General features: G+C 49.3%; 7 protein-coding genes. All 7 read left to right on the top strand.

The window, feature by feature from the left end:
* The first annotated feature begins 5 nt into the window (after positions 1-5).
* The 7 genes from ICN48_RS10165 to ICN48_RS10135 all read left to right on the top strand — a co-directional run bounded on the left by ICN48_RS10165 (position 6) and on the right by ICN48_RS10135 (position 14,526).
* Positions 6-3,038, top strand: coding sequence for a type I restriction endonuclease subunit R (locus ICN48_RS10165; RefSeq protein ID WP_216153574.1), 3,033 nt, complete (start codon positions 6-8; stop codon positions 3,036-3,038).
* A 348-nt stretch (positions 3,039-3,386) separates the two neighbouring features.
* Positions 3,387-4,817, top strand: a complete 1,431-nt coding sequence (locus tag ICN48_RS10160) for an SIR2 family protein (protein WP_216153573.1) — start codon at positions 3,387-3,389, stop codon at positions 4,815-4,817.
* Positions 4,814-6,910: an ATP-binding protein gene (locus tag ICN48_RS10155; RefSeq protein ID WP_216153572.1), complete on the top strand. Its 2,097-nt coding sequence runs from the start codon at positions 4,814-4,816 to the stop codon at positions 6,908-6,910. Before ICN48_RS10160 ends, ICN48_RS10155 begins: the two co-directional genes overlap by 4 nt.
* A gap of 4 nt (positions 6,911-6,914) precedes the next feature.
* The gene (locus ICN48_RS10150) at positions 6,915-8,321 is read left to right on the top strand and encodes a DUF2130 domain-containing protein (protein WP_216153571.1); all 1,407 of its coding nucleotides are present in this window, start codon (positions 6,915-6,917) and stop codon (positions 8,319-8,321) included.
* 122 nt (positions 8,322-8,443) lie between these two features.
* Positions 8,444-11,959, top strand: a complete 3,516-nt coding sequence (locus tag ICN48_RS10145; RefSeq protein WP_216153570.1) for a DEAD/DEAH box helicase — start codon at positions 8,444-8,446, stop codon at positions 11,957-11,959.
* Between the two features lie 167 nt (positions 11,960-12,126).
* Complete coding sequence (htpG, locus tag ICN48_RS10140; protein WP_216153569.1) at positions 12,127-14,028, top strand: molecular chaperone HtpG; 1,902 nt, start codon at positions 12,127-12,129, stop codon at positions 14,026-14,028.
* Between the two features lie 126 nt (positions 14,029-14,154).
* On the top strand, positions 14,155-14,526 hold the full coding sequence (locus ICN48_RS10135; RefSeq protein ID WP_216153627.1) for a YkgJ family cysteine cluster protein: 372 nt from the start codon (positions 14,155-14,157) through the stop codon (positions 14,524-14,526).
* Positions 14,527-14,539: the final 13 nt, after the last annotated feature.

The raw sequence follows: 14,539 nt of genomic DNA, 5'->3' as shown, positions 1-14,539 counted from the left end.
GAGTTATGCACAAAGAAATCGACTTTGAAAATGACATTGAGCACGCACTGATCAGCGGCGGTGGCTACGAAAAAGGTGATCCCAACACCTACGACCCGGAAGCGGCCCTGTTTCCGGCGGATGTCGTTGCCTTTGTGCAGAAGACGCAGCCCAAGATCTGGACGCGCCTGACCCAGCTAGACGCCGCCAAAGCGCCCGCGATGCTGCTGGACAGCTTGGTGAAGGAGCTTGCAGCCAAAGGTGCCCTGGCGATCTTGCGCGAGGGTTTTAAGTGCGTGGGCAAGACGGTGCGGCTGGCCTACTTTGCGCCCAACACCGGGCTAGACCCCGCGAGTACTGAACGTTACTACGACAACCGCTTGACCATCGTGCGGCAGGTCAACACCAAGAGCGGGGCCATTCCCGATGTGGTGTTGGCGGTAAACGGCTTGCCCGTGGCCACGCTGGAGCTGAAGAACCCGATGTCGGCCACGCGCTGGAACGTGGAGAACGCCAAGTACCAATATCGCTTTGAGCGCGACTCCAAAGAATTGTTGTTTACCTTCAAGCAGCGTTGCCTGGTGCATTTCGCCGTGGATACTGAGCTAGTTTTCATGACCACAAAGCTGGAAGGCAAAGACACGCTCTTTCTGCCTTTCAACTTGGGGCATGATCACGGCGCGGGCAACCCGCCAGCAGCGGGCGATGTGCGTACCAGCTACCTTTGGAATAAGGCGTTGACTCGTGACAGCTTGATGGACATTCTTGCTCGGTTCATTCATTTGGATGTTGAGGAAAAGACCGTTGTCACCGAGAAGGGCATCAAGCGCCACCGCAAAGAGACGATGATCTTCCCGCGCTACCACCAGCTAGATGCGGTGCGCGCACTGACCGACCACGCGCAGGCGCATGGTTCGGGGCACAACTACTTGATCCAGCATTCCGCTGGCTCAGGCAAATCGAACTCGATTGCATGGCTGGCGCATCGCCTCTCCAGCTTGCACGATGCCAACAACGAGAAGATCTTTCACTCAGTGGTGGTGATCACCGATCGGCGCGTGCTGGATCAACAGCTGCAAGACACAATCTTTCAATTTGAGCACAAGCTGGGCGTTGTGCAGAAGATCGACGAAAACACACAACAGTTGGCCAAGGCGCTGGCCGATGGCGTGCCGATCATCATTTCCACCATCCAGAAGTTCCCCTTTATCACTCAAGCCATCCGCACGATGGAGGCCAACGGCAAAGGGGTGGCTATCTCAACAGCGGGTAAGCGCTTTGCGGTGATCGTGGATGAGGCGCACAGCTCGCAAAGCGGTGAAACCGCGATGGAACTGCGCAAGATCTTGAATAAAGACGGTATTGAATCCGCCATTGCCGAGCAGTTGCTGGACATGGACGACGATGCCTTGAGCGAGGAAGCAAAGAAGGAGCTGCTGCGCGAACAACTCAAGCGCGCAAAACAACCCAACTTGAGTTTCTTTGCCTTCACCGCAACGCCCAAGTTCAAGACACTGGCCGTTTTCAACGAGCCCGGCCCTGATGGCAAAGCGCCATTCCACCACTACAGCATGCGCCAAGCCATTGAGGAAGGCTTCATTCACGACGTGCTGGCGCACTACACCTGCTACAAGCGTTACTACAAGCTGATCCAGAAGGTGGAGGCTGATCCCGAGGTGCCGCGCCGCAAGGCCGCCCGCGCACTCGCGCGATTCGTTGAATTCCACGACTACGAAATCGCGCAGAAGGTCGAAGTGATTGTTGAGCACTTTCGCACCCATACCCGCCACAAGATTGGCGGCCGGGCTAAAGCGATGGTGGTCACCGGCTCGCGTGAGCATGCCGTGCGCTACAAGCTGGGGTTCGACAAGTACATCAAGGACAAAGGCTACACTGACGTGAAATCGCTGGTGGCTTTCTCGGGCGAGATCACGCTAAAGGAGTTCGTCGACAAGAAATTCACTGAAGTGAACATGAACAACGGCATCAAGGAGTCCGAGCTGCCGGAGAAGTTCAACACCGAGGAATACCAAGTCTTGCTGGTGGCCGAGAAGTATCAGACGGGTTTTGATCAGCCGCTGTTACACAGCATGTATGTCGACAAGCGCCTGTCAGGCATCCATGCAGTGCAGACCTTGTCGCGCCTAAATCGAACGACACGAGGCAAGACGGACACTTTCGTGCTAGATTTTGTCAACGAGCCTGCGGACATCTACACGGCCTTCAAGCCCTATTATGAGACAACGGACAAAGGCGACGACACTGATCCGCAACAACTCAACACGTTGGCGCATACGCTGGCTGGCTGGAAGATTTACACCGAGGAAGAGGTTAGCGCTTGGTGCGAGATCTGGTTCCGCAATCGGCTGAACCCCACTGGCGGCGAGCACAAGAAATTGAACGGCCTGCTTGATCTGGCGATTGAGCGATTCAAGAAACTCGGAGAAGAAGATCAGAATCTGTTTAAGGGGCAGCTGGTCAGCTTCCGCAATCTTTATAGTTTTGTTTCTCAGATTGTGCCTTACCAGGATTCCGATCACGAGAAGCTGTACACCTATGCCCGTTTCCTGCTGACCAAGTTGCCACGCACGACGGACAACCGGGCGGTTCAGATCGACGACGAGGTCGAGCTCAAGTACTACCGCCTGCAAAAAATCAGCGAAGGGGCAATTGATCTGAAGGTGGGCGAGGCAGATGCGCTTGAGGGCCCAACCGACGTAGGCACAGGTCAAGCAGACGAGGATGTTCAGCTTTCGACCTTGGTTGGCAAGCTCAATGAGCGCTTCGGCACAGAATTCACACCTGCTGACCAGCTTTTCTTCGATCAAGTTCGCGAAACTGCCGTGGCCAATGAGCAGTTGCGACAAGCGGTTATGGCCAACAGCATCGAAAACTTCGAGCCGGTGTTCAACAAGCAGCTTGAGAACCTCTTCATTGAGCGCATGGACGGCAACGAAGAAATCTTTGTACGCCTGATGAACGATGAGGCGTTTAGGAATGTTGCTGCAAGCCACCTGATGCGTGCTGTATACCAACAGGTTAAGGCTGCGGAGAATTGAAATGAATTTTCAATCTCAAAAAAACTGTAACTGTAAAATATTTAAGAAGGCCGTCCGATGACAAAACAAAATGAACAATCAACACCTGTCATGACATCCCCCATCATTCGGCAGGTCATACTGTTGCAGGAGTCGCTTCAGCTCGGCAGAATTCGACTGGTATGAACGACAAATCTATTCAATCTCCAGCACGTGTGTACATCAGAAGTTTTTCGGAATTATTCGAGAAGTCGAAACATCCGTTTGCAGTGGATACATATCAGCGAGGGTTCGTCTGGAATGATGACAAGATTCAGCAACTTGCCGAAAATTTAACCGACTACTAGTTCTATCATCGGAGTAATCAAAATGACAAATAAAATTTCTGACCCTGGACCAGTTCTTGCTAATAAAGTTGCATCTGAAGGTAAGAAACCTGAATGCCAAAATATTCTTAAGGTTCGCGATGATGCTAGCCCGGTATGGTTCTCTGAAAGCGACGGGAAGTATAAGCTGGAGGGAAATAATAAACCATCTTGGCTAGGCGCAGATGAGTTAAGTTATAAAAATCTCCGTCAGCGTATTGAGCCTTGGCTTACGTCGTTGTTTCAATCTGAGCATCTGTCACTGCTTGCCGGATCGGGGCTGACCCATGCGGTGCATTGCTTAGCTGCGCAAAAAAGCGCTGCCGGCATGGGGGCCTTAACGTTAAGTAACAATCAAACCCAAATCAATCATGCTGCCGAAATGGCGTCTGAAGCGGCTGGGCGTAAGAAGGGCAACTTAGAAGATCAACTTCGGGTTGCCAACGAACTGCTCCGTGGTTTTGAGATTCTGCAAAATAAAATTGAGGCGGATGCCTTGCGCTCGGAACTTAATAATGGCATGCAAACCTTTGCTCAATCAATTTTAAAGAGCGAAACAGGAATTGCCACCGCACACCATGACCAGCGCGAGCAGGCCTTCAATATTCTCGTCACATTCCTGATGAGTTTTGCCAGTCGTACTGGCGTGCGCGATCGGCTTAACATTTTTACCACTAACTACGACCGACTGATCGAGGCAGGGGCCGAGTTGGCAGGACTGCATTTGCTGGATCGTTTCATTGGCAAGCTGATGCCGATTTTTCGATCTTCACGCCTAGATTTAGACATGCACTACAACCCACCCGGCATCCGTGGCGAACCGCGCTATCTAGAAGGTGTAGCCCGTTACACCAAGCTGCATGGCTCAGTGGACTGGGTGCAGACAGGTAAAGACATTCGCCGGATCGGATTGCCGTTTGGGGCCGTCAGCGTTGAACCATATTTGCAAGCACCAGGCCTTAGTGGATTGTCTGCCCACGAGCTGATGATCTATCCTAATTCCGCCAAAGATAGGGAAACTGCTGACTACCCCTACGTCGAGCTGTTCCGCGACTTTGCTGCTGCAGTTTGCCGTCCGAATAGCACCTTGGTTACCTACGGTTACAGCTTTGGCGATGAGCACATTAATCGGGTTATTCGCGACATGCTCACCATCCCCTCAACCCACTTGGTCGTTATCTCCTATGACGACCCACTGGGCCGCATCATGCAGAATTATCAAGAGCTTGGGAGGCCCTCCCAGATTAGCCTGCTGATAGGCCCTGCGCTAGCAGATCTGACTACCTTGACCGAACATTATCTGCCCAAACCAGCCATAGACAAAACAACCTTCCGTATGAGTGAACTGCTTAAGCAGCGAATGGGGGTAGAGCCTCAAACTATCAACAGATCAGATACGGACACAAAGGCTTTAGATGGGAGTGACCTCATATGAGCTTCTCACCTCTGGCCTATGCCGACTCACTTCGCATTGGTGCCATTGACTTTGTCTCACCTGATGAAATCAAGGTCCTGCTCGACATTGAGGCTCCCGATGGTGTGGCGCTCAATACCGGCACACCGCGCCCTTTCCCTCGTATCAATGGTTATGTGCTGATTCCCAGTGACGAAGGACATCTGGTCGCTCAGGTTGAGTGGATCACCATTGAGCGCTCGCAATATCCCAAGCGCAAGGGCATGCAAGACTTCGGCTTGGTTGATTTACCTTATCCCCTGCGCAAGATGAGTCTGAACCCGCTAGGGGTACTTGCATATGAAAGCAAAGATGTCTATCGCTTCCGGCGAGGCGTCGAAAGTTACCCGACTGTTGGCGATTCGGTACTTCTACCCACACAAAACCAATTGCATGCCATCGTCGAGTCTGGCGAAAACCGCCATGTACTTATCGGTACGAGCCCGCTGGCTGCCAATGCCGAAGTAAAGATCGATCCAGATCGCCTGTTTGGCCGCCATCTTGCTATTCTAGGGAACACTGGCAGTGGAAAATCCTGCTCGGTCGCTGGCCTGATCCGTTGGTCGATGGATGAGGCTCGTAAGGCTCGTGGTGGTGCAGATCCCAATGCTCGATTCATCGTGCTTGACCCCAATGGTGAATATGCTAACACTTTTAGCGACATGAGCAAGGTGCGGGTATTCGCCGTCGAGCCCAGTGAAGGCGTGGAACAACTGCAAATCCCGCTGTGGTTCTGGAACAGCGCCGAATGGAGTGCCTTTACTCAGGCCAGTGCAAAGACCCAGCGACCAACCTTGGTACAGGCGCTGCGATCAGTCCGTGACGGCGTATTCGGCGCCACAGTCACGCCCAGCCATGAAATGCGGCGCTATCTACGCACCTTGGTCAGCATATTGCAACTAGAGCGTAATGCCGGTAGTCCTTGGGGTAGGTTTCCCCAGCCCAAAGGCTTCTTTGAAAAGTTGAAGAAGTGGCGGGAGGGTTTAGCTGTTCAGGACTCATTTTCAGGCGCCGAGAAAGCATCGCTCAGCGCTGTACGAGACGAACTCACCAGTTTGGTCAATGCTCGCTCCAGCCAATATCCGACCTACGAGTTTACGCTTGGCGAAGTTGACAATCTTTTGTCGTTGATCCAGTCCGCACACTCCATTTTCGGCGGCAGTGACACCGACATCCTGCCCATTGACGCCGATGTGCCACGTTCGTTTACCGGCGACCAGCTTCTCCGCAGCGTCGAAGCCACTGCGGAGTTGCTCGGAGTCTCCGAGTACGTTGAAACCATGCAGATGCGCATTCGCACACTACTGTCCGACAGCCGCATGAAGATCGTATCGGGTACCACCCAGAATCTCACACTGGACGACTGGCTGTGCAACTACATTGGTAATAACAATGCATCGAACGGTTCGGTCACCGTCATCGACCTCTCGCTGGTGCCCGCCGAGGTGGTGCACATTATCACGGCAGTGATCGCCCGCATGACGCTAGAGGCACTGCAGCGTTATCGCAAGCTACAGCATGGCAAGACCTTGCCTACCGTGCTGGTGATGGAAGAGGCGCACACCTTCATCAAGCGTTACCACGACGATGCGGAGAACCAGAACTCGGCTGCCATCTGTTGCCAGGTGTTCGAAAAAATTGCCCGCGAGGGTCGCAAGTTTGGACTGGGCCTCGTGCTGTCCTCGCAGCGCCCAAGCGAGTTATCGCCTACCGTTCTTTCGCAATGCAACAGCTATCTACTGCATCGCATCAGCAATGACCGAGACCAAGAACTTGTTCACAAGCTTGTGCCAGACAACTTACGTGGTTTGTTGCGCGATTTGCCCTCGCTGCCTTCCCGACACGCCATCCTCCTTGGCTGGGCATCGGAGCTGCCGGTACTTGTTCAAATGAACGCGCTACCTGAGCATCATCGACCAAAGTCTAATGACCCTGATTTCTGGGATGTATGGTCGGGTAAAAATAGCCAAGGCGAGCAGGTCGAGCGCAACGTTGATTGGAAGGTTGTTACTGACGATTGGCAGCAAATCTCGGCGATAGAACCAAAAAATGCAACTGATCAAAGTGAGGAGTAAGGTTATGAATGAAATCATCTGCCCCCATTGCCATAAGGCCTTCAAGATCGACGAGGCTGGCTATGCCGAAATCTTGAAGCAAGTACGCGACAGCGCGTTTGAGGAGCAACTACATGAAAGGCTGGAGTTGGCCGAAAAGGACAAGCAAAGTGCTGTCGAGTTGACCAAGGCGCAATTGACTACCGAATTACAAAAAGCGGCAGCAACTAAGGATGCAGAAATTCAAACCTTGCAAGCCAAGGTGGCCTCATCAAACCAGGAACAACAATTCGCAGTGGCTCAGGCACTGAGTGGCGTCGAAAAAGAGCGCGATGCTCTGGCCCATCAATTGGAGCAGGTCAAGCGCGACAACCAAGCTGCTGCAGCGCTTGCGCAGGCACAACGCGTGGCCGATTTGCAGCAAGCGGCAGCCGCCAGCGCGGCCGAAATACAAGCATTGCGGGCACGATTGGAAGTCGCCACAAAGGATCAGCAACTGGCGATCACTCAGGCATTGAGTACCGTAGAAAAGCAGCGAGATGAGTTCAAAAATCGCTTTGAGCAAGCCCAGCTGGAAAAGTGTCTGGCTGAGCAATCACTCAAAGAAAAGTATGAACTCCAGATCAAAGAGCGTGAAGACGCTATCGAACGCCTGAAAGACCTCAAGGCAAAGCTCTCCACCAAGATGGTGGGCGAAACCTTGGAGCAACACTGCGAGACTGAGTTCAATCGCATTCGCGCCACGGCCTTTCCGTGCGCTTACTTTGAAAAGGATAACGACATCAGCAGTGGCAGCAAGGGCGACTACATCTTCAAGGACTCGGACGACGCCGGCACCGAAATCGTCTCGATCATGTTCGAGATGAAGAATGAAAGTGACGCGACAGCCACCAAGAAAAAGAACGAAGACTTTTTCAAGGAGCTTGACAAGGACCGCTCCGAGAAAGGATGCGAATACGCTGTACTGATCTCGCTGTTAGAACCCGAGAGTGAGTTGTACAACACTGGCATCATTGATGTATCTCACCGTTACCCAAAAATGTATGTGGTACGCCCACAATTCTTTATTCCCATTATCACATTGCTACGCAATGCAGCCTTGAACTCACTCAAGTACAAAACAGAGTTGGCCTTGGTAAAGTCGCAGAACATCGATATCACTAACTTTGAAAATCAGTTGGAGAGCTTCAAAGAGTCATTTGGCAAGAATTACGATTTGGCTTCGCGCCGCTTTCAAACAGCCATCGATGAAATCGACAAGTCTATAGACCACTTGCAAAAAACCAAAGATGCTTTGCTGGGTACTGATCGCAATTTACGGTTAGCCAATGACAAGGCTCAGGATGTGACCATTAAAAAACTCACTCGGGACAACCCAACCATGACCGCCAAGTTTACTGAGCTGAAAAATGTCTCCAAAGACACGGATTAACTCGAAGAAAAAGATGGTTAATTCACTGAAAAGATAAATTAGTTTGCTTTCTCAAACAGTTTTTCTTAGTCTTAAATTTTGAATTGATAAACGATAACTAGGAATTAAAGATAACCAATCCGATGACAACAGAAGCGAATCAACAAGCTATTCGAGCGTGCGACTTTTGGACTGGCCTCGAATACATGAATTTAGTGGCTGCGCCCGATACCGATGAGCGCCAAAATGTATTTGATATCGAATCAGATGTGGATTTGCCATGGTTAAATCGGAGCCGTGCAAGTGCTTTAAGTAGCTCTGGTAATCGATATAAAGCACAAATTGCCTACTGTGGTTTATTTTCAAAAGCAGCTTATGCATTTTCCCTGCGTTCAAGCCTTGGGGCGACAACTATTGCAAAGAAGCATCTTGGGCGTGGAGATGCTGCCATATTGCTTATTCCTCTCGATGATACGGGCCGAGTTTGCGGGGATGTATTTGTTTCATCGCTGGCTTGGATGATGGGACGGCTTCATGATCATCTAGCCCAAGGAAAGCCATCCAATTCATTAATCCTAGAAGGCTTTGACGGATTTTTGGACGATTTGATGCGCAAACTTCGCATAAAGCTCGTGCAGTTGCAGTTAATTCGCGAAGAGGATGTATGTGCACAAGAAAATTCACAACATCAAGACGGATCAGCGCTGAAATCACGCGAAGGCAAAATTTGTGGTCACCCTGAAATGCGTCCGCTTTTAGTATCGGATGTGCGTGATCTGCTATCTATTATCTGGGGGCATTGTGGTTGGAGGCCACCAGATTGGGAAGACGCTGACACACGTGAAGAGTCGCATCTTGTTCGCATCAAGATTGTGACGATGACGCGTCATGTAGAAAGATCAGTTGATCTTGGCGCATTAAATTCGATGATTGCTTCCGATGTAGTCAGCGTCCGCCATAATCTAACAAACGAAAAAGCACATGGTGTTGGGAAAGCTTTAAGTCAGTATTTAAAGTTGCAAACACCTATGTCGCGCATTGAATTGCGCGATGGTTCTGTAAACGGCGGACACGGAATTTTTATTGATGCCTTATCGCCAAATAAACTGCCACTAGGTGCTTGGCCAGACTACCCCTTGGTGGCGGCACAACAATTTGCAGTCAATATGTCGCGGAGTCATCTCGTTGATGGCGGGCTGTATGGTGTCAACGGCCCTCCGGGTACTGGCAAGAGTACTTTATTAAGAGACATTATGGCCGATCTTATTGTTAGTCGGGCAGAGGTTATGGCGAATTATGGCGATCCATTGGATGCGTTTATTCGTCGTGGCGAAATTGAGGGGCATAAATTTGGCTTTTGGGAGCTTGACAGTGTATTGCATGGACACGGCATAGCAGTAGTTTCATCGAACAATGGCGCTATAGAAAATGTGGTCAAGGATCTCCCCAAGCTCACAGATCCTATGCGTAATGCCGGTTTACGGTATTTTTCAGAAGTATCTGACTCCATCGCTGCTGGACCAAAGGAAAAGCGTCGGAGCAGCGGTGCAACTTGGGGCCTTGTTGCGGCGCTACTTGGGAGTTCAGACAAGCGGCGCGCATTTATGAGTCGTTTTTGGTTTGAAACTTCTCCAGTCGACGGTGAAAAAACCGACCCAGAACGACTGCGCAGTCTTAAAGGACTTATCGAAAGAAAGGATCATGCAGCAGTACCCTGGGCGCAGGCAGTCAAGGAATTCAAGGAAGCTCGTCGCAAAATGCTAGAGCGAGCAAACGCAATCCAATCGCGCATTCTAATAGTTAGCGAAACAGAAATATTAAAAGATCAAATTCGGCTTCTGCCCATTCAAATTCAAGCTTTGCGTGCAGACGTAAGCTCGCTGGATGATGATATGCGCGCAACTGCAGAAGAAATGCGTGTGGCCAAGCAGCGATTGTCGGTCTGCCGCGTTGCAATAGAAGCCCATTCGGCTTTAAACGAGGCTAGATCACAACTTCAACAAGCTACTGTTGAAGAGGCTCAATATCCATCTGCCTCAATAGTAAATGCATCTGAGCGGTCAGCAGAAGAAGCGTTTTCTTCTGCTCAGCGCCACACAACGCTGGTGTTAGCGGCAAAACCTGGATTCATCGAAGCTCTATTTCAGTGGGGTGTTAAGCGACGCTGGCGCGTGCAGCTTCTCGCGGCAAGTGAGAATGAGCGTGCAGCCAGCGAAAGTCTACGCAATGCACGCCAGATTGTGGCGTTCGCAACCGCGGCTGCCATCCGTTTAAAGGAAATTGAGTTGGAATGTTCGACTTCTGAAGTTTCAGAAAATCAGGCGATTGATGAGGCATCTCGACTCGGTATTCAGATGCCATGCAATCAGCTTATCGAGCATCAACTTGATGAGTCCTTTGATATCGCCCGCAAAAGACATATTGATGCAACAGAGATGGCTAAGTCTAAACAAGACGAACTGCAATTTTTAGAAAATTCCTACAAAAATCAGCAAGCTCGCCTGCAAGAACTAAATTCGCAACTTGTTAAGATTGATGAACTACTTGGCCCCTTAGATGCAAGCTTTCACAACAACTCAGATTTGCATCACAAAACAGATCACGAATTGCAACTTGGCATCCCTTACGATGATGCAACATTAAGAAAACTCAGGGTTGAAGTTTTCCGTCTGGCAATGCAGCTTAACGAGTCCTTTGTCGTGGCTTCATGGAAGAGACTGAGCAACACACTTTCAGCATTTGTGGACTATCAAGGGGGGAAATTTTCAACGGCTCAGGCTGGGAAGGCTACGGCGCACCTTTGGAATGCTTTTTTTCTTGTCGTGCCGGTTGTGTCAAGTACATTTGCTTCATTCGGACGACTGTTCGCGGGGCTTGATCAAGAGCAACTCGGAATGTTGCTGATTGATGAGGCTGGACAATCCACACCACAAAATGCGGTGGGGGCAATTTGGCGATCACGACGAGTAATCGCAGTTGGCGATCCGCTGCAGTTGGAACCTGTAGTACCTCAGCCCAAAGAAGCTATCGCTGCGTGGAGAAATTGGGTTGGAGCCAACTCACAATGGACTCCTCCCGACTGTTCCGTCCAGGTGCTTGCTGATGATGTAACCCCATACGGGACTGAGTTGGATGTTGGTGGTGTTGAAGATAGAAAAGTTTGGGTTGGTAGCCCACTCCGAGTGCATAGAAGATGCCTTAATCCCATGTTTGACGCAGCTAACGAGATTGCTTACGCTAATCTGATGGTGCATGGAGTTCATGATGACACTAAGATATCTGATTGGATTGGATCAAGCCAATGGTTCGATATTCGTGGCGAGGGTGTGGGTCACTGGGTGAAAACGCAAGGGGATTTTACTCTTAACTTGATAAATCAATTGCTGCAAACACCAGAACTAAATGGCCAGTTGAAAAACGATAAGGGCGACTGGCATATTAATGTTATTACCCCGTATAAAGACGTGGGAGCGGATGCCGTTTCTTTTTTCGCAGGCAATGAGCAAACTCCGAACCTGCTCAATGTCGCATTAACACGTGCAAAAAAACGTATCTACGTGGTTGGTGATAAGCCACTTTGGATAAGTAACAGTAGTACATTTCAACGATTAAACGAACTGCTGGATGAGCATTTATCTAAGCCTGCGTTAATGCGGTGAAGATAGCATGACTACGATAATGACGATAGAAAATCTAGATCCGCATCGTTTAGAGAATGCTCGCCTCATTGCACCGCCAGCCTCTCTAAGAGGGCAGTTTATAGGCCTTGAAATACTAAAAATTATCCCCAAATAATGGGAATTCTTCTTTTCTATAGGAAATCAAAATGACCGTTGCTACTAAACAAACTCTTGGATTTCAGGCGGAAGTAAAGCAGCTTTTGCAGTTGATGATCCACTCCTTGTATTCTAATAAGGAAATTTTCCTGCGTGAGCTCATCTCAAACGCTTCTGATGCTGCTGATAAATTGCGTTTTGAAGGCCTTGCCCACCCAGATTGGTATGGCGATGACTCTGAGCTCAAGATCAAAGTCGAATTTGATAAAGCTGCCAGAACTCTAACCATTTCGGATAATGGAATTGGTATGAGCCGAGAAGAGGCGATTAACAACTTGGGAACGATTGCCCGTTCCGGCACTAAAGAGTTCTTTACCAAACTATCTGGAGACCAGCAAAAAGATGCAGCCCTCATTGGCCAGTTTGGCGTAGGATTTTACTCTGGCTTTATTGTTGCTGACCGCATTACCGTTGAGACTCGTCGTGCAGGCTTGCCTGCTTCTGATGGCGTGCGTTGGGAGTCGGATGGTTCAGGCGAATTTACGATCGAAACGATCGACCGCCCACAGCGTGGCACCTCAATAACATTGCATTTGCGCGAAGGCGAGGATGATTTCCTCAATAGCTACAAATTGACATCGATTATTCGCAAGTACTCAGACCATGTCTCTTTGCCTATCCAGATGCAAAAAGAAGATTGGGATGAGAATAAAAATGAAATTGTGAAAATAGATGAGTTTGAGAGCATTAATCAATCCTCGGCTTTATGGACTCGTACTAAATCAGATGTTACCGAAGAGCAATACAACGAGTTTTATAAGCACCTATCGCATGATTATGAAAACCCGCTTTGCTATTCATTAAATCGAGTAGAGGGTAGAAGTGAATTTACCCAGTTACTCTTTGTGCCGAGCAAAGCCCCGTTTGATTTGTGGGATCGCAATAAGCGTGGCGGCATCAAGCTGTATGTTAAACGCATTTTTATTATGGATGACGCTGAAAAGCTCATGCCGATGTATTTACGCTTTGTCACTGGTGTAATTGACTCGGTCGACTTGCCGCTAAATGTTTCCCGTGAAATCTTGCAAGAGTCTCGTGATATTAAGGTTATTCGTGAAAGCTCTACCAAGCGAGTGCTGAGCATGCTGGAAGAACTTGCCAATAATGAAGATGAGGCTAAGAAAGAAAAATATCGCACGTTCTGGACGCAATTTGGTCAAGTGCTCAAAGAGGGCGTTGGCGAAGATCAGGCAAATCAAGAACGTATTCTCAAGCTCCTTCGTTTTGCCAGCACCCATACTGATTCGGCTGAGCAGACAGTATCTTTGGCTGAATATGTCTCGCGTATGAAAGAAGGCCAAGATAGAATTTACTATGTCACGGGTGAAACTTTCAACGCAGCTAAAAACAGTCCGCATTTAGAGATTTTCCGCAAGAAAGGCGTTGAAGTCCTCTTGTTATCTGACCGTGTTGATGAGTGGATGCTTTCCTTCATGATTGAGTTTGATGGCAAGCAATTAGCCTCAGTTGCTAAGGGTGGCTTGGATTTGGGAAGCCTGAGCGATGAAAAAGAAAAGAAAGAGCACGAGGAAACTGAAAAGCAATTCAAAGACTTAGTTGAGCGCATGAAAAAAGTCTTGGAAGATAAGGCTAAAGATGTGCGGGTGACATTCCGTCTAACCGATTCCCCAGCCTGTTTGATTGCGGATGAAAATGAACTGTCTGGAAACTTGCTACGTATGCTCAAAGCCGCCGGTCAAAATGCTCCTGATATGAAGCCTATCCTGGAGATTAATCCTGAGCATCCTTTACTATCCAAGCTCAAAAGTGATGATAAGCAATTTGATGATTGGACGAATCTCTTATTTGATCAAGCCTTACTAGCGGAAGGTGGCCAGTTAAATGATCCAGCTAGCTTTGTGAAGCGCATGAATCAGCTACTCTTAAATTAATTGGGATGGCTAAAATTAATCATGTAATTGACCGTCAAGAGCCCATTGCTTTTTTAATTGCGCATTAGCTGTACATTGGCTGAGCATTGGATTAGTACCTCTAATGCTCAGCCGGTATCTATATTGATGAAGTCAAGCACCTTAACAAACCCATGCCTCGAATGCGCTCAATGCTGTCAGCATTTTCGGGTCACGTTTTATCATGGGCAGGTGAGCGGCAATGGCTACGGCACGGTGCCGCCAGAGCTAGTAACGTCAATTAGCCCACACCTGGTTTGCATGAAAGGCACAGAGCAGGGTAGGCATCCTTGTATTGCATTGAAATATTGGCCCCAAATGGGTTATCGCTGCTCCATTTACGAAAACCGGCCCAGCCCTTGCCGAGAATTTAATTGCCACGATGGGCATGGGATTGTCAATCCCAAATGCAATGCGCTACGCATGGCTGTGGATTTAAAACCATTATCTGACCTTGCACCCCAATCTATCGGGGTGTAAAAAAATCGGTTAA

The sequence above is a fragment of the Polynucleobacter sp. JS-Safj-400b-B2 genome, from assembly GCF_018881975.1.
In the GTDB taxonomy this organism is placed as follows: domain Bacteria; phylum Pseudomonadota; class Gammaproteobacteria; order Burkholderiales; family Burkholderiaceae; genus Polynucleobacter.
The sequence above is the reverse complement of the archived record's forward strand: the minus strand, read 5'-3'. Positions and strand labels throughout refer to the sequence as shown.

Excerpts from the sequence above, each read along its gene's own strand:
- ICN48_RS10165 (WP_216153574.1), top strand. The coding sequence starts at position 6 with ATGCACAAAGAAATCGACTTTGAAAATGACATTGAGCACGCACTGATC.
- ICN48_RS10160 (WP_216153573.1), top strand. The coding sequence starts at position 3,387 with ATGACAAATAAAATTTCTGACCCTGGACCAGTTCTTGCTAATAAAGTT.
- ICN48_RS10155 (WP_216153572.1), top strand. The coding sequence starts at position 4,814 with ATGAGCTTCTCACCTCTGGCCTATGCCGACTCACTTCGCATTGGTGCC.
- ICN48_RS10150 (WP_216153571.1), top strand. The coding sequence starts at position 6,915 with ATGAATGAAATCATCTGCCCCCATTGCCATAAGGCCTTCAAGATCGAC.
- ICN48_RS10145 (WP_216153570.1), top strand. The coding sequence starts at position 8,444 with ATGACAACAGAAGCGAATCAACAAGCTATTCGAGCGTGCGACTTTTGG.
- htpG (WP_216153569.1), top strand. The coding sequence starts at position 12,127 with ATGACCGTTGCTACTAAACAAACTCTTGGATTTCAGGCGGAAGTAAAG.
- ICN48_RS10135 (WP_216153627.1), top strand. The coding sequence starts at position 14,155 with ATGAAGTCAAGCACCTTAACAAACCCATGCCTCGAATGCGCTCAATGC.